This is a genomic window from Pseudomonas sp. LRF_L74, assembly GCF_965644255.1.
Taxonomy (GTDB): domain Bacteria; phylum Pseudomonadota; class Gammaproteobacteria; order Pseudomonadales; family Pseudomonadaceae; genus Aquipseudomonas.
Genome location: NZ_CBFFRH010000001.1, coordinates 780,464 through 803,838 on the forward strand (window position 1 = coordinate 780,464; position 23,375 = coordinate 803,838).

General features: G+C 62.7%; 19 protein-coding genes. 13 read left to right on the forward strand and 6 right to left on the reverse strand.

Translation table 11 applies throughout. The annotated features are described in order from the left end of the window. Positions 1-20 precede the first annotated feature (20 nt). Positions 21-341, reverse strand: a complete 321-nt coding sequence (locus ACSZPK_RS03650) for a DUF2388 domain-containing protein (protein WP_437880021.1) — start codon at positions 339-341, stop codon at positions 21-23. A gap of 351 nt (positions 342-692) precedes the next feature. On the opposite strand from ACSZPK_RS03650, the gene ACSZPK_RS03655 reads away from it, so the two are divergent. From ACSZPK_RS03655 to ACSZPK_RS03665, 3 genes are all read left to right on the forward strand, one after another. Continuing rightward, complete coding sequence (locus ACSZPK_RS03655) at positions 693-3,155, forward strand: TonB-dependent siderophore receptor (protein WP_437880022.1); 2,463 nt, start codon at positions 693-695, stop codon at positions 3,153-3,155. A 91-nt stretch (positions 3,156-3,246) separates the two neighbouring features. After that, entirely contained in the window at positions 3,247-3,756 is a 510-nt protein-coding gene (locus tag ACSZPK_RS03660; protein ID WP_437880023.1) for a sigma-70 family RNA polymerase sigma factor, read from the forward strand. Next, positions 3,756-4,697 carry a FecR domain-containing protein gene (locus tag ACSZPK_RS03665; protein ID WP_437880024.1) on the forward strand — a complete coding sequence of 314 codons (942 nt, stop codon included), beginning with the start codon at positions 3,756-3,758 and terminating at the stop codon, positions 4,695-4,697. The genes ACSZPK_RS03660 and ACSZPK_RS03665 overlap by 1 nt, the downstream gene beginning before the upstream one ends. Before the next feature lie 56 nt (positions 4,698-4,753). Here ACSZPK_RS03665 and ACSZPK_RS03670 read toward each other — a convergent pair whose 3' ends face one another. Then, entirely contained in the window at positions 4,754-6,262 is a 1,509-nt protein-coding gene (locus tag ACSZPK_RS03670; protein ID WP_437880025.1) for a hypothetical protein, read from the reverse strand. 493 nt (positions 6,263-6,755) lie between these two features. Here ACSZPK_RS03670 and ACSZPK_RS03675 point away from each other — a divergent pair, with 493 nt between their 5' ends. Beyond that, complete coding sequence (locus ACSZPK_RS03675) at positions 6,756-9,188, forward strand: TonB-dependent siderophore receptor (protein ID WP_437880026.1); 2,433 nt, start codon at positions 6,756-6,758, stop codon at positions 9,186-9,188. A gap of 70 nt (positions 9,189-9,258) precedes the next feature. On the opposite strand, the gene ACSZPK_RS03680 is transcribed toward ACSZPK_RS03675, so the two are convergent. Then, positions 9,259-10,155, reverse strand: coding sequence for a LysR family transcriptional regulator (locus ACSZPK_RS03680; protein WP_437880027.1), 897 nt, complete (start codon positions 10,153-10,155; stop codon positions 9,259-9,261). A gap of 146 nt (positions 10,156-10,301) precedes the next feature. Here ACSZPK_RS03680 and ACSZPK_RS03685 point away from each other — a divergent pair, with 146 nt between their 5' ends. The 5 genes from ACSZPK_RS03685 (at position 10,302) to ACSZPK_RS03705 (ending at position 14,167) form a co-directional block, all read left to right on the forward strand. Continuing rightward, positions 10,302-11,483 (forward strand): acyl-CoA dehydrogenase, encoded by a 1,182-nt coding sequence (locus tag ACSZPK_RS03685; RefSeq protein WP_437880028.1) that lies wholly within the window; start codon positions 10,302-10,304, stop codon positions 11,481-11,483. A gap of 224 nt (positions 11,484-11,707) precedes the next feature. Then, positions 11,708-12,931, forward strand: a complete 1,224-nt coding sequence (locus ACSZPK_RS03690) for a CaiB/BaiF CoA transferase family protein (protein WP_437880029.1) — start codon at positions 11,708-11,710, stop codon at positions 12,929-12,931. Positions 12,932-13,151: 220 nt separating this feature from the next. After that, entirely contained in the window at positions 13,152-13,508 is a 357-nt protein-coding gene (locus ACSZPK_RS03695; protein WP_437880030.1) for a hypothetical protein, read from the forward strand. Positions 13,509-13,555: 47 nt separating this feature from the next. Continuing rightward, the gene (locus ACSZPK_RS03700; RefSeq protein ID WP_437880031.1) at positions 13,556-13,792 is read left to right on the forward strand and encodes a helix-hairpin-helix domain-containing protein; all 237 of its coding nucleotides are present in this window, start codon (positions 13,556-13,558) and stop codon (positions 13,790-13,792) included. Positions 13,793-13,951: 159 nt separating this feature from the next. Then, positions 13,952-14,167, forward strand: a complete 216-nt coding sequence (locus ACSZPK_RS03705; RefSeq protein WP_437880281.1) for an excalibur calcium-binding domain-containing protein — start codon at positions 13,952-13,954, stop codon at positions 14,165-14,167. Between the two features lie 253 nt (positions 14,168-14,420). Here the strand turns inward: ACSZPK_RS03705 and ACSZPK_RS03710 are convergent, their stop codons facing one another. After that, the gene (locus ACSZPK_RS03710; protein ID WP_437880032.1) at positions 14,421-14,660 is read right to left on the reverse strand and encodes a type II toxin-antitoxin system CcdA family antitoxin; all 240 of its coding nucleotides are present in this window, start codon (positions 14,658-14,660) and stop codon (positions 14,421-14,423) included. A 163-nt stretch (positions 14,661-14,823) separates the two neighbouring features. On the opposite strand from ACSZPK_RS03710, the gene ACSZPK_RS03715 reads away from it, so the two are divergent. From ACSZPK_RS03715 to ACSZPK_RS03730, 4 genes are all read left to right on the forward strand, one after another. Then, complete coding sequence (locus ACSZPK_RS03715; RefSeq protein ID WP_437880033.1) at positions 14,824-17,016, forward strand: OsmC domain/YcaO domain-containing protein; 2,193 nt, start codon at positions 14,824-14,826, stop codon at positions 17,014-17,016. A gap of 310 nt (positions 17,017-17,326) precedes the next feature. After that, positions 17,327-17,839, forward strand: a complete 513-nt coding sequence (locus ACSZPK_RS03720) for a sigma-70 family RNA polymerase sigma factor (protein WP_437880034.1) — start codon at positions 17,327-17,329, stop codon at positions 17,837-17,839. Next, positions 17,833-18,768, forward strand: coding sequence for a FecR domain-containing protein (locus tag ACSZPK_RS03725; RefSeq protein ID WP_437880035.1), 936 nt, complete (start codon positions 17,833-17,835; stop codon positions 18,766-18,768). Before ACSZPK_RS03720 ends, ACSZPK_RS03725 begins: the two co-directional genes overlap by 7 nt. 66 nt (positions 18,769-18,834) lie before the next feature. Beyond that, positions 18,835-21,255 carry a TonB-dependent siderophore receptor gene (locus ACSZPK_RS03730; protein WP_437880036.1) on the forward strand — a complete coding sequence of 807 codons (2,421 nt, stop codon included), beginning with the start codon at positions 18,835-18,837 and terminating at the stop codon, positions 21,253-21,255. A gap of 255 nt (positions 21,256-21,510) precedes the next feature. Here ACSZPK_RS03730 and ACSZPK_RS03735 read toward each other — a convergent pair whose 3' ends face one another. Further along, a complete protein-coding gene (locus ACSZPK_RS03735) occupies positions 21,511-21,894 on the reverse strand; it encodes a hypothetical protein (protein WP_437880037.1) in 384 nt (127 codons plus the stop codon). Further along, the gene (locus ACSZPK_RS03740; RefSeq protein ID WP_437880038.1) at positions 21,891-23,231 is read right to left on the reverse strand and encodes a hemolysin family protein; all 1,341 of its coding nucleotides are present in this window, start codon (positions 23,229-23,231) and stop codon (positions 21,891-21,893) included. Before ACSZPK_RS03740 ends, ACSZPK_RS03735 begins: the two co-directional genes overlap by 4 nt. Between the last annotated feature and the right edge of the window lie 144 nt (positions 23,232-23,375).

The following is a 23,375-nucleotide window of genomic DNA, read 5'->3' on the forward strand; positions in this document are numbered from 1 at the left end:
GTAACGGCGGCGGCCATGCTTCAGCGGGCGAGGATCACCTGGGCCAACTGCTCATCGCTGACTTGCAGTTGTGGCGCCTGCTGACGGATGTGCAGCAAAGCGGCCTCCAGGTTTGCGCCACGGATCTCGCCGGCGCTGGCGACGAAACTGGCGGCGTCTTCGCGGGCGGCGAGGACGATCTTGTCGTCGCGCCAGGACGAGCTGAGGTCGGTGCTCGCATCGCTGCTCTGCAATGCGCCGCCAACCACCACGTCGGTGGTGCCGACCAGGCTGCTGGCCGAGGCGTGCAGGCAGGCGAGCAGGGATGAAGCGACGATGAGCGAACGGAAAATACGGGACATGGATCGACTCCTGAAATCGAAGAAAGCACGCGGCGCTGCCGCACAGCCGGCGAGCCTACTCCAGAGCGGTAGTGGCGCGCCATGCTGGCTGAAGGAATCGGCCGATCCACGGCGACCCGGCCGCCAGCGTTTTCCTCGGTCTTTGAGTCACTCGCCGTCTTCGGCGCGCGCCGTACTGGCAATCGCGTGGGCAGGTGCGGGGCGGGCTGGATTGCCAATCCGGCGAGTTATCGGACAATCGCCGCCACGGATAAGGCCTGGAGAAAAAATTCTCGTCGCCCTGAAGGGATTCGTGTTCTGGCCCGGCATGTAAGCCAGAACACTCCAACACCTGCCGACGAGAATTCTCCAGTGACCCCTCGACATCCTCTACGCGCCGCCGTGCGCCACGCCGTTCTTTGCCTGGGCCTCGGCCTGGGCGCCGCACCGCTGACCTTCGCTGCCGAGCCCGTGGCGGCCAGCGCCACATACAGCCTGGCGATTCCCGCTGGCTCGCTGGACGCCGCGCTCACCCGCCTGAGCCGCGAAACCGGCCTCAACATCGCCTTCGACCAGGTCGACCTGGCCGGCAAGAACAGCCCGGCGCTGCAAGGCAGTTTCAGCGCCAATCAGGCTCTGGCGCAGTTGCTCGTCGGCAGTGGTCTGCAGGCGGTGGCGCTGGGCGATGGCGGCTATCGGCTGGTGCCAGGCTCGAACGCCCAGGGCGCCCTGGAGCTGGGCGCGACCAGCGTGACGGGCAACATGTTGGGAAGCACCACCGAAGGTACGCGCTCATACACCACCGGTGCCATGCAAACAGCGACCAAGCTTGCACTGTCGCTGCGTGAGACGCCGCAGTCGGTCAGCGTGATCACTCGTCAGCGCATGGATGACCAGAGCATGGTCAGCCTCGAGGAGGTGCTCAAGGCCACGCCGGGTATCTCGCTGACCAAGGACGGCCCGCAGCGCAGCGCGTTTTATTCGCGTGGTTTCCTGATAGAGAACCTGATGACCGACGGGTTGCCCGGCGAAATGGCGCATTACCTCACCCGGGAAATGAATTCCTCGCCTGACCTGGCGATCTATGACCGGGTCGAAGTGGTGCGTGGCTCTACGGGCATCATGCAGGGTTCCGGTACGCCCTCGGCTGCGATCAATATGGTGAGGAAGCGCCCGACTGCCGATCCGCACCTGAGCATTACCGCAGGTGCTGGAAGCTGGGACAACTACCGCAGCGAAGTGGATGCATCCAATGCGCTCAATGAGGCCGGCACGTTGCGCGGGCGCGTGGTCACGGCCTATCAGACCAAGAACAGCTTCCAGGACATCGCCGATAACGAGCGCTCGGTGCTCTATGTCGTCGGTGAGGCCGATCTGGCCGACACCACGACGTTGACCCTTGGTATTTCCGACCAGAACAGCAACAGCACCAGTTCGTGGGGCGGCTTGCCTGTCGCCAAGGATGGCAGCGACCTGGGTTTCTCACGCTCTACTTATCTGGGCAGTGACTGGGAATACTGGGACCAGGACAACACCACGTTATTCACTCGCCTGGAGCATCGCTTCGACAACGACTGGAAGCTGCTGCTGGCCGCCAGCCGTAGCTGGTCGGACATGAAGATGCACGGCACGATCGTGGAGCGCATTTATTGGGTCGATGAGAACCAGTTCGGCCAGTACGAGGCCGTGTACGACTACAAGGACCGACAGAACAGCTATGACGCTTACCTTTCCGGCCCTTTCGAGCTTTTTTCCAGGACTCATGAGCTGGTCATCGGCTCCAGCCAGCGCGAGCTGATCTTCGAGGGCATCGGTAATTACAGGGACAACGAAATCGACATGGATTTGTTCGGCTGGGACCCACATGCCCTGGCCAAAGGCTACCTGGACACCCGTTACTGGCAGCAGGAGCGCAGTTCGCGGCAGAAAAGCGCTTACGTGACCACGCGGCTGAACCTGAGCGATGACCTGAAATTCATGGTCGGTAGCCGCCTGGATTGGTTCGACTACGACGCCACCACCCGCAACGGCACGCGTTCGACCGAGTCGAGCTACAAGGTCACCCGTAACATCACCCGTTACGCCGGACTGACCTATGACCTGGACTCGCACCACTCGGCCTATGCCAGTTACACCGACATCTTCAAGCCGCAGTCGGAGCAGGATGCCGCCGGCCAGGGGCTCAAGCCCATCGTCGGCAAGAACTACGAGATCGGCATCAAGGGCGAGTATTTCGACGGTGCGCTGAATGCCAGCGCTGCGATCTTCCGCATCGATCAGGAAAACCGTGCGCAGTCGCTGGATCGCAACCAATGTTCGGATCTGGTGCCCACCTGTTACGCAACCTCAGGCGTGGTCCGCAGCGAAGGCATCGAACTGGAGATCAACGGCAGCCCGCTGCCAGGCTGGCAGATCGGTGCCGGTTATACCTTTGCCGAAGCCAAGTACCACAAGGACGAGGACAAGGATAACGAGGGGCGCCTGTTCGACACCGACATCCCACGCCATATGTTCAAGGCCTTCACCACCTATCAGCTGCCCGGCACTCTCAATCGATGGACCGTTGGGGGCGGTATTTACCGGCAGAGCACCATCTACAACAAGGGCAGCAACTTCTACGACAGCGGTACGCCGTTCCGCATCGAGCAGGAGGGTTACACCCTTGTCGACCTGATGACCAACTACAAGGCCACGGAAAACCTCGATGTGCGTCTGAACCTGAACAACGTGTTCGACAAGAAATACTTCCGCAGCATTTCTACCAACACCGCCTATGGGATCAACCAGTACGGCGAGCCACGCAACTTCATGCTGACCGTTCGCTGGTCGCTTTGATGGCTGGCGAGGCTGTCAGGATGCGATAGTCTCGCTTCACGGCATGCAGATGAGATAAATTATCATTCGTTCTCATCTGCCGGCCGTGCCCATGCCCGATTCCGTTCCCCAGGATGCCCTGCATCGACTCTACAGCGAGCACCACGGCTGGCTGCAGCAGTGGCTGCGCAACAAGCTCGGTTGCAGCGAGCAGGCCGCCGACCTGGCGCAGGATACCTTCGTGCGGGTCATCGGCCAGCGCAAATGGCTGGAGCTGCGCGAGCCACGGGCCTACCTGAGCACCATCGCGCGCAGCCTGATGATCGACCTGTTCCGCCGGCGCCTGCTGGAGCAGGCCTACCTGGAAACCCTGGCGGCCTTGCCCGAGCCTGTGGATATCTCGCCGCAGACCCGCGCCATCATCATCGAGACCCTGCTGGAAATCGACGCCCTGCTCGACGGCCTGGGCGCACGGGCGCGGGAGATCTTCCTCATGGCCCAGCTCGACGGGCTCAGCTTCGTCGAGATCGGCCGGCGCCTGGCGCTGTCGACCAACACCGTGCGCAAGCATTTCGTCCGCGCCATGGCCCACTGCCTGCTGCTGGTCGAGGACATCGACTGATGGCCGCCCAGCTCGACATGCAGACCCTGGAAGCCGCCGCCCAGTGGTACGTCGACCTGTGCGACGGCGACGAACCGCTGCGCGAAGCCCATCGCCAATGGCTGCGCAGCGACCCCCGCCACGCCCAGGCCTGGGCGCGGGTCGAGCGCCTGCAAAGCAAACTCGGCCGGGTCACCGCTGACATCGCCCGGCCGACCCTGGATGCCACGCGGATGAAGCGCCGCGCGACCTTGAAGGTGCTGGCGCTGTTGATTGGCGCAGGTGGTCTGGCAGGCATGGGCGTGCAGGTTTCGCCCTGGCGCAACGTAATGGCCGACTACCGTACCGGCATCGGCGAGCGACGCAAGGTGCGACTGGCCGACGGCAGCAGCCTGGAGCTGAACACGGCGAGCGCGGCGGACGTGAACTTCAGCGCAACGTTGCGCGAAGTCAGCCTGCGCGAAGGCGAGCTGCTCATCCAGACCGCGCCGGATGCCCTCGCCAGACCCTTCGTCGTGCATACGCCGCATGGCAGCATCCGCGCCCTGGGCACGCGCTTTCTGGTCCGCAGCGATGGCGCCGGCAGCGAGGTCGGCGTGTTGCAGCATGCCGTCGAGGTCCGCCCGCGGCAGGCGCCCGAGCAGGTGGTGCGGGTCGAGGCCGGCCAACGCCTGGCGTTCTCCAGCCGGGCCGCCGGCGCGCTGGACGCCTTGCCCGTCGGCCGCGACGCCTGGACCCGCGATCAACTGGTGGTCAGCGACTGGCGCCTGGATGATTTTCTCGCCGAGCTGGCCCGTTATCGCCCTGGCCATCTCGGCTGCGATGCCCAGGTCGCCAACCTGCGCATCTCCGGCGCCTTCCAACTGGGCGACAGCGACGTCGTGCTCGACAACCTCGGCGGCACCCTGCCGGTGCGCGTGCGCCGCTTCACCCGCTATTGGGTGCGGGTGGAGAAAAGCTAGGGGCTGTTCCCGTTTCGCGCTAATTGAACCGCCTGTACACACCGAGCGCCACGCTACTACACCATGTCGTCGCCGCTGGGCTGCTGGGCGGGCGGCGGGTTGGAGCCGGAAGCTTGGGCTTGAACTTGGGGTTGAGGTTGAGGTTGGGGTTGAACTTGGGCTTGAGGTTGAGCTTGGGGTTGGAGCATGTTCATGGCGATTGCGGGGGGGGTGGAGTTTCGCTGCCTGGTAAGGAATTTTTCCACCGCTTTGGGGACATGCGAGTCGATGGCGGCGGTAGCTTTGTTTGTCAGTTTTTCGGCCAGGTATGCGCCCATGAACCAGAAATCGAACGCCAACGCCCCTGCGACATTCTTGAATGCCTCGGCCGCCAGCGACGTTTGCGCAGGTGTGAGGTTGTCGCGCTCGCAGCGCTCTTTAATCAAGGTCGTGCCAGCACTCATCAGCGCGAACCCCCCTGCCAAGGCGACGGCGCCGCCAATAGCGGCTGGTGTGAGGTTCGTCTTCAACACATTGCTCGATATAATCGAATTCAACGTGCTGGCGATCCCTTCGCCAATGCGCTCAGGGGCCATTTGCATCGCCTTGGACGTGTTCAACTGCTTGAGCGCATTGTAGGTGTCTTTCCATTCTTGCTCGTCGACGATAGCGGGGCGATTGCCGTCTGCATCGGGCGCGTCACGTAGGCCATAGATCATGGCCGGGCCCGCCAAGTGGTTTTTATTGTCCCTGTGGTCGTTCAGCAGGTTGATGCCAGCGCCCATCCCCAACGCCGTGAGCGGCCTGAGGATGCCCTCGATCTTGGCGGCAAGATCGGCTTTGCCCTGGTGAGTAAGGCTCACCGTGATCGGAAAGATCGCAAAGTTGCGAGCGAGGAAGAAATAAAGCCAGTCGCGCCCCCCTTTTTCCGCGTTGGCGAACATGTTCTTGTCGAGCTGCTCACGTTTGTCCACCAACGACGCCTGCAGGGCAGCATGGAGCTTGTCATCCGCCGGTTTTTGGAATCTCGTGCCCTTGAAACCCGCGAATGCATCGTTGCTGGCGTTATCCGCCAAACTGGCGTAGACGCATGAAACAGCGCTGGTCAAGGCATTGTGCGCCGCGGCCGTATCCGGGGCGGTGAAAATCTCGAGCGCCTTGGGATCTACATTGGTGCCGATTGTGGTTAGCGCGAATGCCAAACCACCGATGCCGGAGTTGATGAAGGTGATCAACGGGTCTATAAGCGCCGCGGTTTTTTCCACCGCGGCCATGTCCGCAGGCGTTTCACCTTGTTGGATAAGAGACACCATGCGAGCCTGGCAGATTCGCGCCAACTCGTTATTTTGGTCCTGAGCATGCCGGATCGCGTCGAGTTCCGCCTGGCTAGCATTGGGTGATGCGGGTTTCATCACTTTGAAGTGAGGGGCGAAGTGGTGGTGCAGGTGTGAGCTGATCGCCGCGGCCTCGGGGCTCGTGAGGGTCTGGCGTATCGCAGCAACAGAGGTGCTCGGCGTGGCTCCGCTATGTATCGCCGTGTTCTGCTGGCCAGCGTACGGCCTATTGGTTCCAACTGAGTTAAACATGAACAGCCCTCCTCAAAGTGATGGTCGGCAGCGCTTGGATCCCGATCCATCCGCCCAGACAAGCCTTGCGCGGGACAATTTCAATGCGACGGAGCCATGGGTGATGAGTGGCGTGCGGGTGCGGTGGGTTCCCAGCCAATGCACATTTAACAGCCAGGCCCTGTTCAAGACTCGAACTAATAGATTGATATCTAAGATAAATATCCTGTCATTGGCGTGCTCGCAGAACGCCGATACGAGCGTGCAATGCCGAGAGGGCGCGACGGCAGCTATGGCAAAGCCCACCAGCGCGGTGCGGGCTTGCGGCGCTAAGGATCAGGCAATCGAGAAAAGCCGCGCCCGCTCTTTCGTCCAGGCTCCGGCGCTTTTACTCGAGACTTGGTCGATCGTTGCGAAAATTTTTCGCCCAGGTGTTGTCGATTCCGATTCTCGTTCGACTTGGTAGGTAGAGGCGCACTCAGACGCCGTCACCTGCATCGGAGAAATACGCAACATGGCAGAACCGAAATCTCCACGCCACGCTGTGCGGCTCGCCCTGAGCGGCGCGTTGCTGGCCACCCCGCTCGCCGCTGGTCTCGTCGCGCTGCCCGCCTGGGCGCAGACCGCCGAAGCCGAATACACCTTCGCCATTGCCGCCGGTTCGCTGGAGGCGACCATCGTCGAATTCTCCAGCGTCGCGGGGCTGACCGTTTCGTTCGAGCCGGCGGCGGCCAAAGGCCGCAACTCGCCGGGTGTGCAGGGAACGTTCACCGCCGGCCAAGCCCTGCAACGGTTGTTGCAGGGCAGCGGTATGCAGGCTGTGCCGCAGAGCGGCGGCAGTTACTCGTTGCTGCCGCTGGGCGAGCAGGGCGGCGCACTGGAACTGGGAGCGACCAGCGTCACGGGGCGCCAGCTCGGCGAGACTACTGAAGGCTCAGGCTCTTATGCCACCGGCGCGGTGAGCATCGGCAAAGGCAGTCACAAGCTCAAGGAAATCCCGCAGTCGATCACTGTCATGACCCGCCGGCAGATGGATGACCAGGGCCTCACCGATTTGCGTGATGCGGCCAACCAGATCACCGGTGTGGTCGGGGTGAAAGGTGTCGGCCAGGGCATGGTCCTGTCGTCCCGTGGGTTCCAGATCGATGCCTGGCAGTACGACGGCGTGCCGGTTCCACGCAACATGTATGCGCTGGGCAACTGGGCAACGGAAGGCCTGGTGTTCTTCGACCGCCTGGAGGTGCTGCGCGGTGCGTCCGGCTTGCTGCAGGGCACGGGCAGCCCTGGCGGCGCGGTCAACCTGGTACGCAAGCGCGGCCAGGTCGCGCCGACCGTCAGCATCACCGGCAAGGCCGGCTCCTGGGATCACTACGGCCTGCAATTGGACGCTGGCGGCCCGCTGAATGCCGAAGGTACGTTGCGCGGGCGCATGGTGGTCGACGAGGATCGGACCCACTCGTTCACCGATTACGCCTGGAGCGACACCACGTCCCTGTACGGTGCGCTGGATTACGACCTGACGCCCGATACCACCATCGGCGTGGGCATCAGCAACTCCGATAACGAGTCGCGGCCGATGGTGCGTGGCTTCCCGCGTTATCCGGACGGCGGCGATATCGGCCTGCCGCGCTCGGTGTACACCGGCGCCACCTGGAACCGTTCGGAAATCGAGCAGACCACGCTCTACGCCGATCTGGAGCACCGCTTCGACGACAACTGGAAGTTCAAGGCCTCGGCGCTGCGCATGACCGAGCAGAACAGCTCCAAGCACCAGCGCATGCACGGTGACGTTGCCGCCGACGGCAGCGGCCTGATGTTCGCCGACTGGATCACCGATTTCGATGCCACCAAGCTCGGCGCGGACATGTACCTCAGTGGCAACTTCACAGCGTTGTCGCTGGAGCATGAGGTCATCCTCGGCGGCAACTACTCGAAGTACACCTCGGACGATATGTATGCCCGGCTGTTCACGGCCAATGCCGGCAACATCTTCAACATCGACCACCATCGTCCCGAGCCGACCCTGCAGAGCATCCTGGCGGCTGGCGGCAGGGCCTTCTACATGGATTACGACGTGCGCCAGGAGGGCATCTACGGCAGTTGGCGGGTGAAGCTCAGCGAAGACCTGACCGCCGTGCTCGGCTCCCGCGTGAGCTGGTACAAGTACGTCTACTCCGCCACATCGAAAACCACCAGCACGGCGACCGGGGAGATCACGCCTTACTTCGGCCTGGTCTACGCATTGACCGATGAGTGGTCGGCCTACGCCAGCTACACCGATGTGTTCGAACCGCAGAGCGAGCGCACGGTTGGCGGCTCGGTGCTCGATCCGATCATCGGCAGCAACTATGAGCTGGGCCTCAAGGGCGAGCTGTACGACGGGCGCCTGAACACCTCGTTCGCGGTGTTCCGCTACGACCACGAGAACCGCGCGGTGAACGATTACCAAAGCGGCTTCGAATGCGATGGCTGGTACTGCTCCACAGCCTCGGGCAAGGTCCGCAGCCAGGGCTTCGAGTTGGAAGCCAGCGGCGAAGTGCTCGCCGGCCTGCAGCTCTCCGCGGGCTATACCTTCAACACCACCAAGTTCCTCGATGATCCGGACAACAAGGGCAAGGTGTTCAGCCAATGGACGCCCAAGCACATGCTGCGCGTGTGGAGCAATTACCAACTGCCGGGCGAGCTGAGCCGAATCAGCGTGGGCGCCGGCTTCAACTCGCAAAGCCACACGCTTGGCTACTACCGTGACTACAGCATTCCGGGCTTCACCGTCTGGAACGCGCGGGTGGCGTATCAGGTGACGCCGGAAGTGGGCGTGGCGCTGAACGCCAACAACCTGTTCGACAAGCGCTACTACATCCCGTCCTATTCCGATCCGGGCGGCAACAACATGTATGGCGACCCGCGCAACCTGATGTTCACCGTGAAGTACACGCCACAGTTCTAAGCCAGCCGGGTAGGGTGGATAACGCTCCGCTTATCCACCACCCGGTCTTTCCGGCTTTCTCGGGACTGCATCAGCGACGTTGGTACAGCCCCGCTTCTCCCACCAGCCAATCCCGGAATGCCTTGAGCGCGGCCGACTCGGTCTTGCGCTCGGGGACCATCAGGTAATAGGCGCGGCCATTGTCCGGCGCGGGCTTTTCCAGGGCGACCACCAGGCTGCCGTCTTCCAGTTCGCGCTGGATCAGGAACGGCGGGATCAGCGCTACGCCCATGTCGTGGCGGGCGGCCTGGGCGAGCATGGAGAACAGCTCCAGGCGCGGGCCGGTCATGTCGCGGGCGATGCTCAGGCCTTGGGCGTTGAACCACTGGCGCCAGGCGTAGGGGCGGGTGGTCTGTTGCAGCAGTGGCAGCTCGGCGATGCGTTCGGCGCTGACGGGCTGGTCGCCGAGCAAGGCGGGACTGCACACCGGCATCAAGTGTTCATGCATCAGAAAGTGCGCCTCGGTGCCGGACCAGTCGCCATCGCCATAGTAGATCGCCGCGTCGAAACCGGTGTCGGCGAACAGGAACGGGCGGGTGCGGTTGGTCAGGTGCACGGTCATTTCCGGGTGCTGGCGCTGGAAGTCCTGCAGTCGGGGCAGCAGCCATTGCGTGCCGAAGGTCGGCACCACCGCCAGTTCGATACTCATCGCGCCCTGGGCGCCCATCAAGGCCAGGGTGTCGCGCTCCACTGCGTCGAGTTGCGCGGCGACCTTGCGCGCATAGGCGCTGCCGGCTTCGGTGAGCACCACGCCGCGCCGCGAGCGACGGAACAGTTCGACGCCGAGAAAATCCTCCAGGCTGGCGATCTGGCGGCACACCGCGCCCTGGGTCAGCGACAGCTCGTCGGCGGCGCGGGTGAAGCTCTGGTGCCGTGCCGACGCCTCGAAGGCGACCAGTGCGGCGGTGCTGGGGATCTTGCGGCGCATATGCGAACGCCTCACTGAAACCGAATGAAAGGGCTGGCCAACGCTACTTCGGAGTGAGGGTTTTGCACAACAGGCTGCACAATTCTCGTTTGCCGGTAGGGCGACGGCTGCCTAGGCTTTGCAACACGTCCGCACGAGGAATTCCCATGGCCGCCAAGGCAAGCTTCAACTGGATCGACCCGCTGCTGCTCGACCAGCAACTGACCGAAGAAGAGCGCATGGTGCAGCGCAGCGCCGCACAGTTCGCCGCCGACAAGCTGGCGCCACGGGTGCTGGAAGCCTTTCGCCATGAACAGACCGACCCGGCGATCTTCCGCGAGATGGGCGACACCGGCCTGCTCGGCGCGACCATCCCCGAAGCCTATGGCGGCAGCGGCCTCAACTACGTTTGCTACGGCCTGATCGCCCGCGAAGTGGAGCGCATCGACTCCGGCTACCGCTCGATGATGAGCGTGCAGTCGTCGCTGGTGATGGTGCCGATCCATGAGTTCGGCAACGAGGCGACCAAACAGAAGTACCTGCCCAAGCTGGCCTCCGGCGAATCCATCGGCTGCTTCGGCCTGACCGAGCCGGACCACGGCTCCGATCCCGGCTCGATGATCACCCGGGCGAAAAAGGTCGACGGCGGCTACCGCCTGACCGGCAGCAAGATGTGGATCACCAACTCGCCGATCGCCGACGTGTTCGTGGTCTGGGCCAAGGATGACGCCGGCGAGATTCGTGGCTTCGTTCTGGAAAAGGGCTGGCAAGGCCTGAGCGCCCCGGCGATCCACGGCAAGGTCGGCCTGCGCGCGTCGATCACCGGTGAAATCGTCATGGACAACGTGTTCTGCCCGGAAGAGAACGCCTTCCCCGAGGTGCGCGGCCTGAAAGGGCCATTCACCTGCCTCAACTCCGCGCGCTACGGCATCAGTTGGGGCGCCATCGGCGCCGCCGAGTTCTGCTGGCACACCGCACGCCAGTACACCCTGGACCGCAAGCAGTTCGGCCGCCCGCTGGCCGCCAACCAGTTGATCCAGAAGAAACTGGCCGACATGCAGACCGAGATCACCCTGGCCCTGCAAGGCTGCCTGCGCCTGGGACGGATGAAAGACGAAGGCACGGCGGCGGTGGAAATCACCTCGATCATGAAGCGCAACAGCTGCGGCAAGGCCCTCGACATCGCTCGCCTGGCGCGCGACATGATGGGCGGCAACGGCATCAGCGACGAGTTCGGCGTGGCCCGCCACTTGGTCAACCTGGAAGTGGTGAACACCTACGAAGGCACCCACGACGTGCATGCGCTGATCCTCGGGCGGGCGCAGACGGGTATCCAGGCGTTCTTCTAAGAACCTGTTCACGATCTCGCGAGCCCATTCGAATGGTGGCTTTGAGGCAAAAGTGGCCATTCGTTATTCCGTCGTTCCCGCGAAGGCGGGAACCCAGAAGCGCTTTTTTATTGGGCTCTCGCCCTCGCGGGAGCGACGGTAAATGGCTTTTTCGAGCATTCCCACGCTCTGCGTGGGAGCGCTGCCGGTGACGCACCGCGTCACGCTTGCACGAGGCTTCCCTGATGTCCGGTGCCCTGTCTCATCTACGTGTTCTCGATCTTTCCCGCGTGCTCGCCGGACCCTGGTGCGCACAGAACCTGGCCGACCTCGGCGCCGAGGTGATCAAGGTCGAGCGCCCACAGGTGGGCGACGACACCCGCCACTGGGGCCCGCCGTACCTGCGCGACGCCGAGGGCCGCGATACCCGCGAGGCCGCCTACTTCCTCGCCGCCAACCGCAACAAGCAATCGCTGACCCTCGATTTCACCCAGGCCGAAGGCCAGCGCCTGGTGCGTGAGCTGGCCGCCAAGTCGGACATCCTCATCGAGAACTTCAAGGTCGGCGGCCTGGCGGCCTACGGCCTCGACTACGCCAGCCTCAAGGCGATCAACCCACGGCTGATCTACTGCTCGATCACCGGCTTCGGCCAGGACGGCCCCTACGCCAGGCGTGCCGGCTACGACTTCATGATCCAGGGCCTCGGCGGCCTGATGAGCCTTACCGGCCAGCCCGACGATGCCGAAGGCGCGGGGCCGGTCAAGGTCGGCGTGGCGCTCACCGACATCCTCACCGGGCTCTACGCCACTGTCGCCGTGCTCGCCGCCCTGGCCCACCGCGACAAGACCGGCGAAGGCCAGCACATCGACATGGCCCTGCTCGACGTGCAGGTCGCCTGCCTGGCCAACCAGGCGATGAACTACCTCACCACCGGCGTGCCGCCCAAACGCCTGGGCAACGCCCACCCCAACATCGTGCCGTACCAGGCCTTTCCCACCGCCGACGGCGACCTGATCCTCACCGTCGGCAACGACAGCCAGTTCCGCAAGTTCTGCGAAGTCGCCGGCCACCCCGAGTGGGCCGTCGATCCACGTTTCGCCAGCAACGCCCAGCGCGTCGCCCACCGCGCCGAACTGATCCCGCTGATCCGCCAGGCCACCGTGTTCCGCAGCACCGCCGACTGGGTCGGCCAACTGGAAGTCGCCGGCGTGCCCTGCGGCCCGGTCAACGACCTCGCCCAGGTCTTCGCCGATCCCCAGGTCATCGCCCGTGGCCTGCGCCTCGACCTGCCCCACCCACTGGCCGGCAGCACGCCCTCGGTCGCCAGCCCCTTGCGCCTGTCCGCCAGCCCGGTCGAATACCGCCAGGCGCCGCCGTTGCTGGGCGAGCATAGCGAGCGAGTGTTGCGCGAGGTGCTGGGGTTGTCGGAGGAGGCGATTGCCGGGTTGCGCGGGGCAGGGGTGGTTTAGCCGATCTATTCACGCCAACATGCATTGCCTAGGGCGTCTGCATCGAGGCGGGAGCGGTCGTTCCACGCACACCCGGTCCACACTCAATCGTCATTCCCGCGAAGGCGGGAACCCAGATGCTTTGTGTTTTCTGGGTTCCCGCCTTCGCGGGAATGACGGAGGAATAACGAATGTCCGCTCCTGCCTCAAAGCTGCCGATATTGAAATGTCAGAGGGGATAATGTTGTGTAAATCATCGGTGTTTTTATCTGCTCTGTTTATGAGCGGTATCGCTCAAGCGGATACCAACCAATGCGCAAAAGTAGACGATGTGGTGATTAACGCTGCCTCCAATATCCTGAATATAGAGAAAGACAACCTCAAGATTGCTGTACCGTTCTCGCAACAGGTTCCACCTGGTGATGATCTGGATGTGATCGAGATCATCATGATGGCTGAGAATGAACTGGACGTTGAGGTGCCGAATCAGGTGCTCGAACAGGAAGTCAAATCATCCAGCCACGAGGGACTGGCTGCCCGGGTCACGATAGAGAAACTGCAAGGTATCGTGAAGGCGGCATGTGAGGGTGCAAAGTAAGTGAGCGGTTTTGACTTTGGAGCTGCGGATTAATCAAGGAGCATCGCATGGCATTTTCTCATCAGGAACGAGACGCCTTGTTGGCGGTTAAAGGTGTCGGTCCAACTGTCGTTCAGCGCCTCGAACAGCTTGGTTTCGATTCGCTGCAGGAACTTGCCAAGGCCGATGTGCTTGAGATTGTCACCCTCGCGTCGGGGTTGGTTGGGTCCACATGCTGGAAAAACAGTCCGCAGGCGCGCTCGGCGATTCAGGCTGCGATTGAGTTGGCGAGGTCGAAGTCATGACACAACACAATATTCGATACGTTGTCTGGGCAGGCAATCCGTTGGTTTTATAGACTAATAAAAACAGGGAGTTGATAGATTTTGAGAAAGTTGATTGTTTATGCGCTGCTCGCATTCGCAGGTTGGACCTACTACCAGAAACACACCACCACAAGCAGCGTGACTACTTCATCATCCGTCACAGCGGCTGCGCCTCAAGTATTCCAGACTCCCAAGGTCACCAGGCAGGCTGAAAACTTTTCGTGTGATGGCCGACAGCATTGCAGTCAAATGCGCTCAAGAGCCGAGGCCGAGTATTTTTTACGGAATTGTCCTAACACCAAAATGGACGGTGACCATGATGGAATACCTTGCGAGAACGACTCCAGATTTTAATTTTCAAGTGGCCGTACGTCTCGCTGCGAGGGTCTCCAATGACAGCGCATTCTCTACACTCGTCTTATCGTGAAAAACTGATCGAGCATTTACTCGTTGGCGAGTTGCTAAAGTTCTCTTGGCAGTCTGAAGATTTCAGCCTGGAAGTATCCAAGCCTGAAGTCGATAACGCCGGCTACGATCTAATTGCTGAAGCCAATGGTGTAATCAGGCATATCCAACTGAAAGCGACATTCGTTGGCTCTGCAACTTATCAGAAACTACGTAGACCGTCACTGAACGCGCCATTCGATTCCACATGCCGGTTGTAAGCATCGATAGCTTGTTGATTATCCACAAGCCACTGGGTTCTCTGTCTTTCCCTTGACGCCTCGGCCAGTTCCAAAGTCGTGGCGAGGTCTATGCCGAACTCTACCGTTTGGGCGACCAGGTCTTCGTTCTCACTAATGTTGACCGTGCTCTTGTTGGCCTGAGGACCGTCGATAACTTGCATGGCCTTCACCTGAATGGCTTGCAACGCAGACGAGTATGCACACACAGGTGCGCTCAGTGATAGCCCAGTGGATGCGTCAGCCGCCATTCCCGTTCACCTCACCACTTCCCCCGTAAAACCCGGATAATGGCGCCCATTTCGTTTCTCCCGCCGGTGCCGCCCCATGGAAATCAAGGTCAATTTTCTCGACAACCTTCGACTTGAAGCCAAGTTCGACGATTTCACGGTGATCGCCGACCAGCCGATCCGCTACAAGGGCGATGGCTCGGCACCGGGGCCGTTCGACTATTTCCTGGCGTCTTCGGCGTTGTGCGCGGCGTACTTCGTCAAGCTGTACTGCCAGACCCGCGACATCCCCACCGACAACATCCGCCTGTCGCAGAACAACATCGTCGACCCGGAAAACCGCTACGCGCAGATCTTCAAGATCCAGGTCGAGCTGCCGGCGGATATCGCGGAGAAGGATCGCCTCGGCATCCTGCGCTCCATCGATCGTTGCACGGTGAAGAAGGTGGTGCAGCAGGGGCCGGAGTTCATCATCGAGGAGGTGGAAAACCTCGATGCCGATGCCCAGGCATTGCTGATGCCGGTGTCCGATACCACCACGTATATCCCGGGCAAGGACCTGCCGCTGGAGCAGACCATCGCCAATATGTCCGGCCTGCTCGCCGAGCTGGGGATGAAGATCGAGATCGCCTCGTGGCGCAATATCGTGCCCAACGTCTGGTCGCTGCATATTCGCGATGCGCTGTCGCCGCAATGCTTCACCAACGGCAAGGGCGCGACCAAGGAAAGCGCGCTGGCCTCGGCGCTGGGCGAGTTCATCGAGCGGCTGAACTGCAACTTCTTCTACAACGATCAGTTCTGGGGCGAGGACATCGCGGGCGCCGAGTTCGTCCATTACCCGAACGAGCGCTGGTTCAAGCCGGGGCCGAAGGATGCCTTGCCGGAGGAAATCCTCGACGCGCACTGCCTGGCCATCTACAACCCGGACGGCGAACTGCGCGGCTCGCACCTGTACGACACCAACTCGGGCAACACGCTGCGCGGTATCTGCTCGCTGCCGTTCGTGCGCCAGAGCGATGGCGAGACGGTGTATTTCCCGTCCAACCTGATCGAAAACCTCTACCTGAGCAACGGCATGAGCGCTGGCAATACTCTGGCCGAAGCCCAGGTGCAGTGCCTGTCGGAAATCTTCGAGCGTGCGGTCAAGCGCGAAATCCTCGAAGGCGAGCTGTGCCTGCCGGACGTGCCGCAGGAGGTGCTGGCCAAGTACCCGGGCATTCTCGCCGGCATCCAGGGCCTGGAGCAGCAGGGCTTCCCGGTGCTGGTGAAGGATGCCTCGCTGGGCGGCGAATTCCCGGTGATGTGCGTGACCCTGATGAACCCGCGCACCGGCGGTGTGTTCGCCTCGTTCGGCGCCCACCCGAGCCTTGAGGTGGCACTGGAGCGCAGCCTCACCGAACTGCTGCAAGGGCGCAGCTTCGAAGGTCTCAACGACCTGCCGCAACCGACCTTCGACAGCCTGGCGCTGACCGAGCCGAACAACTTCGTCGAGCATTTCATCGACTCCAGCGGCGTGGTGTCCTGGCGTTTCTTCGGGGCCAAGGCCGACTTCGAATTCGTCGAATGGGACTTCGCCAGCCAGGGCGAAGATTCGAACGCCGAGGAGGCCGCGACCCTGTTCGGCATCCTCGAAGCGCTGGGCAAGGAGGTCTACGTGGCCAGCTACGACGACCTCGGCGCCAACGCCTGCCGCATCCTGGTGCCGGGCTACTCGGAGATCTACCCGGTCGAGGACCTGATCTGGGACAACACCAACAAGGCCCTGCTGTTCCGCAAGGACATCCTCAACCTGCATCGCCTCAGCGACCGCGAACTCAAGTCGCTGCTGAAGAACCTGAACAACACCGAGGTCGACGACTACACCGACATCACCACGCTGATCGGCATCGAGTTCGACGACAACACGGTCTGGGGCCAGTTGACCATTCTCGAACTGAAACTGCTGGTCCATCTCGCCCTGAAGAAGTACGACGAGGCCAAGGAACTGGTCGAAGCCTTCCTGCAGTACAACGACAACACCGTCGAGCGCGGACTGTTCTATCAGGCGCTGAATGCCGTGCTGGAAGTGCAATTGGACGACGAGCTGGAGCTGGCGAACTTCGAGCACAACCTGCGGCGCATGTTCGGCGACGAGCGCATGGATGCGGCGATCGGCTCAGTGGACGGCAGCGTGCGTTTCCATGGCCTGACGCCGACCAGCATGCAGCTCGAAGGCCTCGACCGTCACCTGCGCCTGGTCGAGAGCTACAAGAAGCTGCATGCGGCGCGGGCCAGGGCGGCGGCTCGTTAATACGCGTTGGCTGCTGCGAGGCAGGAGCGGACACTTACGTTCACCGTCATTCCCGCGCAGGCGGGACAGCGGCTCCATCGCTGAACAGCGCTTGCGCTGGCCCGAAGGGGAATAATCCAAAAGCGCTTTTTTGGGGCTCCCGCCTGCGCGGGAGTGACGGCGAAACACACCGAGTAATGACGTCCGCTTCTGCCTCAGTCATGCGCTCCAACCCGAACGGCATTCTGCGTAACCCGGCGCTCAACGGTATCGTTCTGATTCGTAGTTAATTAGAATCGATATCATTTTCGTGCTGTGGCAGGTGTTCGACATGGTTGCTACCCAGGTCCCGGGTGACCAGGCTTTTCACGATCTCTACCGTGAGCACCGCAGTTGGCTGGAGCAGTGGCTGAGCCGGCGCATGGGCAATGCCTGGGATGCGGCGGACATCAGCCAGGATGCCTTCATGCGGGTGCTGGCCGGCTCGCCCGCGATCGCCGATATCCAGGAGCCGCGCGCCTACCTGCTGACCATCGGCAAGCGCCTGCTGATCAACTTCCACAAGCGGCGCAGCCTGGAGCAGGCGTACCTGGAGGCATTGGCGCAATTGCCGGAAGCCTGTGTGCCATCGCCAGAGCAACGCTGGCTGCTGCTGGAAACCCTGCAGGCGCTGGACGAACTGCTCGATGGCCTGCCCGCCATCGTGCGTCGCGCCTTCCTGCTCAGCCAACTGGAAGGGTTGGGCTATCGGGATATCGCCGAGCGGCTCGCCGTTTCCGAGCGCAGCATCAAGCGCTACATGGCGCAGGCCTACGAACACTGCCTGTTGGCCGAACTGTGCTGAACGACGACTCGCGCGGCGCGATTCGCTCCGCCGCGCGCTGGCTGGCGCTGATAGAGTCCGGCCAGGCCAGCGAGGCTGACCGTGCCGGGTTGCAGCGTTGGCGGGAGGCGGATGCGCGCCATGAACAGGCTTGGCAGAAGGCGCTGGCGCTGAAGTCGCGCTTCGGTGGGCTGCCGCCCGAATTGGCCATGGCCAGCCTGGATCGTCCGCAGCAGGACCGCCGGCGCCTGCTCAAAGGCCTGCTCGGCCTGGCGGCGGCGACGCCCGCGCTGTGGCTCGCCAGCCGCGAGTTGCCCATCGATGCCTGGCGCGCGGACGTTTCCACGGCGACCGGTGAGCGACGTCGAATCAGCCTGGGCGATGGCAGCGTACTGGAGTTGAACACCGCATCGGCGGTCAACCTCGATATCGAGCGGCGCCGGCTGTCGCTGGTGCGCGGCGAGATTGCCTTGCGCCTGCCCGGCGATACGCCGTTCGCCATCGAGACGGCCCAGGTCCTGGCCGTGGTCAACAGCGGCGAGGTCTGCATCCGGCAGGACGCCGATAGCTGTGAGTTCTCGGTGTTCAGGGGTTCCATCGAACTGCGCACACCGGCTCGGATACTGCAGTTGCACGCCGGTCAGCGCGCCCGGTTGCAGCGGGGGCAGGTGGTCGAGACCCTGGCCTTCGACCCTTTGGCACCGGGTTGGCGCGAGGGCGTGATCATGGCCAACGGCCAAGCGCTCGGCGACTTCCTGCGCGAGCTCGACCGCTATCGGCCGGGCATTCTGCGCTGGGCGCCCGAGCTGGAAAACCTGCGCGTCACCGGCAGCTTCCGTCTCGACGATACCGACCAGATCCTCTCGCTGCTCGCCGCCAGCCTGCCGCTGGAGGTGCGTTATCGCACGCGCTATTGGGTGAGCCTGGTGCCGCGCGCGAAGGTCGCGTGAGTCGCTGTCCCTTTTTGGCCGCTCGCTTGTCATGCAAGGTAAGTGAATAAAAAAGCGAGTGCTTTCATGCCGTCATCGACACCTAATCGGACACGTCTGCTGTCATCGTTTTCCTACCCGGCCATGTGCCTGGGCCTGCTGCTCGGCTTCGCGCCGCTGACGGGCCTGGTGGCCAGTGCCAGCGCCGCAGAGCGTGAATACAACATCCCGGCGAGCGACCTGGGCCAGGCCCTGAGTCGTTTCGCCAGCCAGGCGGGGGTCAGCGTGTCGATGGACCCGGCGCTGGTCAACGGCCTGCGCAGCCCGGGGCTGTCCGGTGCCTACAGTGTCGATGACGGTTTTGCCCGGCTGTTGCAAGGCAGTGGCCTGCAATTGCAGGTGGTAGGACCATCGGCCTACACCCTGGTGCCGGCCAGCGAGGCTGCCCTGGAGATTTCGCCGACCGCGATCAATGGCGTCACCATTCCTTCCGAAAGTATCGAGGGTGAACGCTACGCCGGCGGCCAGGTGGCGCGGCGCAGTTCCCAGGGGCTGCTCGGCTCGCGCGATTTCATGGAGTCGCCGCTGAGCATGACCACCTACACCAGCGAGGCGGTGAAGAACCAGCAGGCGCGCACCCTCAGCGACCTGACCGCCAGCGACCCGGCGGTGCGTTCGACCAACCCGGCCGGCGGGCGCTTCGAGCAGTTCACCATCCGTGGCTTCAGCCTGTTCAACAGCGACGTGTCCTACGGCGGCCTCTACGGCATCCTGCCGACCTACTCGATCGACATGGAAATGGCCGACCGCGTCGACATCCTTCGCGGGCCGACCCAACTGGTCAACGGTCTTTCGCCACGCGGTAGCGTCGGCGGCGGTATCAACGTGGTGCCCAAGCGCGCGACGGACAAGCCGATCACCGAATTTACCGGCAGCTACGCCTCGCAGAGCCAGGTCGGCGGCGCGATTGATGTGGGGCGTCGCTTCGGCGAAGGCAACCGCTTCGGCATTCGCTTCAATGGCGTGAAGCAGTCCGGCGATACCGAATGGGACCAGCAGAAGGTCAATCGCGAGATGTCGATCCTCGGCCTCGACCTGCGCGACGAGCGCGTGCGTGTGTCGCTGGACGTCGGCCACACCGAGCGCGATACCGACGCACCGCAGGAGCGTGTGCTGGTGAGCGCCGCCGCGCCAGTACCGCGTGCCGACGACGTGCGCCGCAACTACGCCCAGCCCTGGAGCAAGGCGCGCACCCGCGACACCTTCGGCGCCCTGCGTGGCGAGTTCGACATCGACGACTCGACGATGGTTTACGCCGCCGTCGGCCTGCGCAAGAGCGATCACGACTTCCTCCGCCATAACGTGTCGGTGAGCAACGCCGCAGGCGACTTCGTCGTTTCGCCGCGCGATTTCACCCGCGACGAGGATGTGCGCACGCTCAACGCCGGGTTGCGCAAGTGGTTCCACAGCGGCCCGGTCAGCCATGAGCTGAACCTGGCGGTGGACTATTTCTCCATGGACTTCGAGAACGGCGGTGCCCGCTACGCCAACAGCGGCAGCAACCTGTACGAGCCGGTCGTGACACCGACACCGGGCACGCCAACCCGCCAGGACGCGAAGGTCTATACCGAAAACCGTTTCAGCGGCGTCGCGTTGTCCGACACCCTGGGCCTGTTCGATGACCGCGTGCTGCTGACCCTGGGCGCGCGCTGGCAGCGGGTGATCGTGGATGACTGGTCGAATGGCGAAAAACGCCCGACCGCCTACGACGAAGAGAAGCTGTCGCCCTCGCTCGGGGTGCTGCTCAAGGCCACTGACCAGTTGTCGCTGTACGCCAACTACATGGAAGGCCTGAGCCAGGGCAAGATCGCGCCTTCGACCTCGCGCAACGAAGACGAGATATTCCCTCCGTTCATCAGCCGCCAGCTCGAAGCGGGTGCCAAGTACGACTTCGGCAGGTTCGCCCTGACCGCCGCGCTATTTCGCATCAAGCAGCCGGCCTACGAGACCAATGACGGCTCCCGTGTGTTCGGCCCCAATGGCAAGCGGGTCAACGATGGCATCGAGCTGAATGTGTTCGGCGAGCCGATCACCGGCTTCCGCGTCCTGGGTGGGGTGATGTACATCGACAGCGAACTGACCGAGACCGTGGGGGGCGCGAATGACGGCAACCGCGCGCCGGCCACGCCGAGAATCAATGCCAACCTCGGCCTCGAATGGGACGTGCCGGCCGTCTCCGGCCTGACCCTGACCGGGCGCGGCATGTACAGCAGCTCGCAGTACCTGAACCAGGCCAACACCAAGGAAATCGGCAGTTGGACACGCTACGACATCGGTGCCCGCTATGCCTTCAAGGTCGATGGCAAGGACATCACCCTGCGTGGCTCGGTGGAAAACCTGTTCGATAAACGCGACTGGATTTCCGCCGGGGCATCGGATGACAGCGAGCCGGGGCTGACCCTGTCCACGCCAAGGACCTTCGTGCTGTCGGCGACCGTGGGGTTCTGATCACGGGGCTTTGCCGGGCCTAAGAACCTGTTCACGATCTCGTGAGCTAGAGATAAACGGTGGCGAAAACGGCTGAGGCAGCGGAGTTTACGTGCTGTAAATGAGCATGCCGAGGCCGTTTTCAACGCCGTTTAGCCGACGCGCAGCAGATCGTGAACAAGTTCTAAGACTGCTTCGCGCACATGGCGCGCTCCTGCGCGGTGTTGATTTTGACTCTGTAGGAGCGCGTCATGCGCACGAAGCGATGTCTGGCGATCAAAAAATGAGACCGCGTAGCAACCTTCTGACACCCGGCTCGCCCCAGGAGAAACAAAGAGCGGCCAGCAGGCCTGGAAGGGCATAGGCGAGTCCGCAAAGCAGCAGGAACATCAATGATCCTACCAAGCATGAGGCATATATGACTCTGGCCGTTTGCAGGCTAATCAATGTGCTCAGGTCGGTCTTTGGCGCAGTGATGCAGCGAGCGACAAAGTAACTGGCAGGTGCCGCGAGCAGTGCCATCGATACGCAAATCGCTGCGTCTTGTTGAACCAGGATCAGCACCCAGGCGATGTCGAGTGGCACGACGAGCAGTAGCAGCCAGTAGCCGACAAAACCTGCCCGCACCGAGGTGCGGCGAAGATCGTTCAGCGTGCTCACTCCAGCTTCAACACCTTGGCCAGCACGATCTTCGGTCCTTTCATCTTCTTGACGATGATACGCAGGCCTTCGGCTTCGAACATTTCCTCTTCTTCCGGCACCCGCTTGAGGGTGTCGTAGACCAGGCCGGCGAGGGTTTCCGCCTCGATGTGGTCGAGGTCGACGCCGAGCAGGCGTTCGATCTTGAACAGCGGGGTGTCGCCGCGCACCAGCAGCTTGCCGGGCTGGTAGGCGAGGATGCCGCGTTCGGCCTTGTGGTGTTCGTCCTGGATATCGCCGACCAGGGCTTCGAGCACGTCCTCCATGGTCAGGAAGCCGACGACCTTGCCGTCCGCTTCTTCGACCAGGGCGAAGTGCGCGCCGCCCTGGCGGAACTGTTCGAGCAGGCGCGACAGCGGCATGTGCTTGGAGACGCGTTCCACCGGGTGGAGGATTTCCGCCAGTTTCAGGGCCGAAGGCAGCATCTCCAGCAGTGACAACTGCAGCAGCAGGTCCTTGATGTGGAGGATGCCGATGAAGCTTTCACTGTCTTCGTCGTAGATCGGGTAGCGGCTGTACTTGTGCCGGCGGAACAGGCTGAACACTTCGTCCAGCCGGGCCTTGCTGCTCAGGTAGACCAGGTCTTCGCGGGAGTTGGCCCAGTCGACCACTTCCAGTTCGCCCAGCTCGACGGCCGAGGCCAGCACGCGCATGTCCTGGTCGCTCGGGTCGCTGGCGCGGCTGGAGTGGAGGATCAACTTGAGTTCTTCGCGGCTGTAGTGGTGTTCGTGGTGCGGCCCCGGTTCGCCCTGGCCGGCGATGCGCAGGATGGCATTGGCGCTGGCGTTGAGCAGCCAGATCGCCGGGTACATGGCCCAGTAGAACAGGTACAGCGGCACGGCCGTCCACAGCGACAACAGCTCGGGCTTGCGGATCGCCCAGGACTTGGGCGCCAGTTCGCCGACCACGATGTGCAGGTAGGAAATGATGAAGAAGGCGCTGAAGAACGCCACGCCGTGGATCAGCTTGTCCGACTCCAGGCCGAAGTAGCTGAACACCGGTGTCAGCAGGTGGGCGAATGCTGGTTCGCCGACCCAACCCAGGCCGAGGGAGGCGAGGGTGATGCCGAGCTGGCAGGCCGACAGGTAGGCGTCCAGCTGATTGTGTACGGTGCGCAGGATCTTGCCGCGCCAGCCGTTCTGTTCGGCGATGGACTCGACCTTGGTCGAGCGCAGTTTGACCATGGCGAACTCGGCGGCAACGAAGAATCCGTTGAGCAGCACGAGGAACAGGGCAAAGAGAATCAGGCCGAAGTCGGCGAAGTAACTGAGGAAACTGGTACTGGGGGAAGGGTCCATGGGGTGTTCGGTGAGTGGAAGAAGGGTCCAAGGTTGGGGGCAGTTGGCGGCGAATGCAAGGCTTTAGAGGACGGTCGCAAGCTTATGGGCTCATGCCGCGAGCCGAGGCCGCGTTTCTCGTGGCTCGAAGGGCGTCTTTCGCTT

Coding starts and splice junctions, on each gene's coding strand:
- ACSZPK_RS03690 (WP_437880029.1), top strand. CDS start 11,708: ATGTCCGGTGCCCTGTCTCATCTACGTGTTCTCGATCTTTCCCGCGTG.
- ACSZPK_RS03675 (WP_437880026.1), top strand. CDS start 6,756: ATGGCAGAACCGAAATCTCCACGCCACGCTGTGCGGCTCGCCCTGAGC.
- ACSZPK_RS03660 (WP_437880023.1), top strand. CDS start 3,247: ATGCCCGATTCCGTTCCCCAGGATGCCCTGCATCGACTCTACAGCGAG.
- ACSZPK_RS03680 (WP_437880027.1), bottom strand. CDS start 10,155: ATGCGCCGCAAGATCCCCAGCACCGCCGCACTGGTCGCCTTCGAGGCG.
- ACSZPK_RS03740 (WP_437880038.1), bottom strand. CDS start 23,231: ATGGACCCTTCCCCCAGTACCAGTTTCCTCAGTTACTTCGCCGACTTC.
- ACSZPK_RS03685 (WP_437880028.1), top strand. CDS start 10,302: ATGGCCGCCAAGGCAAGCTTCAACTGGATCGACCCGCTGCTGCTCGAC.
- ACSZPK_RS03720 (WP_437880034.1), top strand. CDS start 17,327: ATGGTTGCTACCCAGGTCCCGGGTGACCAGGCTTTTCACGATCTCTAC.
- ACSZPK_RS03670 (WP_437880025.1), bottom strand. CDS start 6,262: ATGTTTAACTCAGTTGGAACCAATAGGCCGTACGCTGGCCAGCAGAAC.
- ACSZPK_RS03715 (WP_437880033.1), top strand. CDS start 14,824: ATGGAAATCAAGGTCAATTTTCTCGACAACCTTCGACTTGAAGCCAAG.
- ACSZPK_RS03665 (WP_437880024.1), top strand. CDS start 3,756: ATGGCCGCCCAGCTCGACATGCAGACCCTGGAAGCCGCCGCCCAGTGG.
- ACSZPK_RS03710 (WP_437880032.1), bottom strand. CDS start 14,660: ATGCAAGTTATCGACGGTCCTCAGGCCAACAAGAGCACGGTCAACATT.
- ACSZPK_RS03700 (WP_437880031.1), top strand. CDS start 13,556: ATGGCATTTTCTCATCAGGAACGAGACGCCTTGTTGGCGGTTAAAGGT.
- ACSZPK_RS03730 (WP_437880036.1), top strand. CDS start 18,835: ATGCCGTCATCGACACCTAATCGGACACGTCTGCTGTCATCGTTTTCC.
- ACSZPK_RS03695 (WP_437880030.1), top strand. CDS start 13,152: ATGTTGTGTAAATCATCGGTGTTTTTATCTGCTCTGTTTATGAGCGGT.
- ACSZPK_RS03650 (WP_437880021.1), bottom strand. CDS start 341: ATGTCCCGTATTTTCCGTTCGCTCATCGTCGCTTCATCCCTGCTCGCC.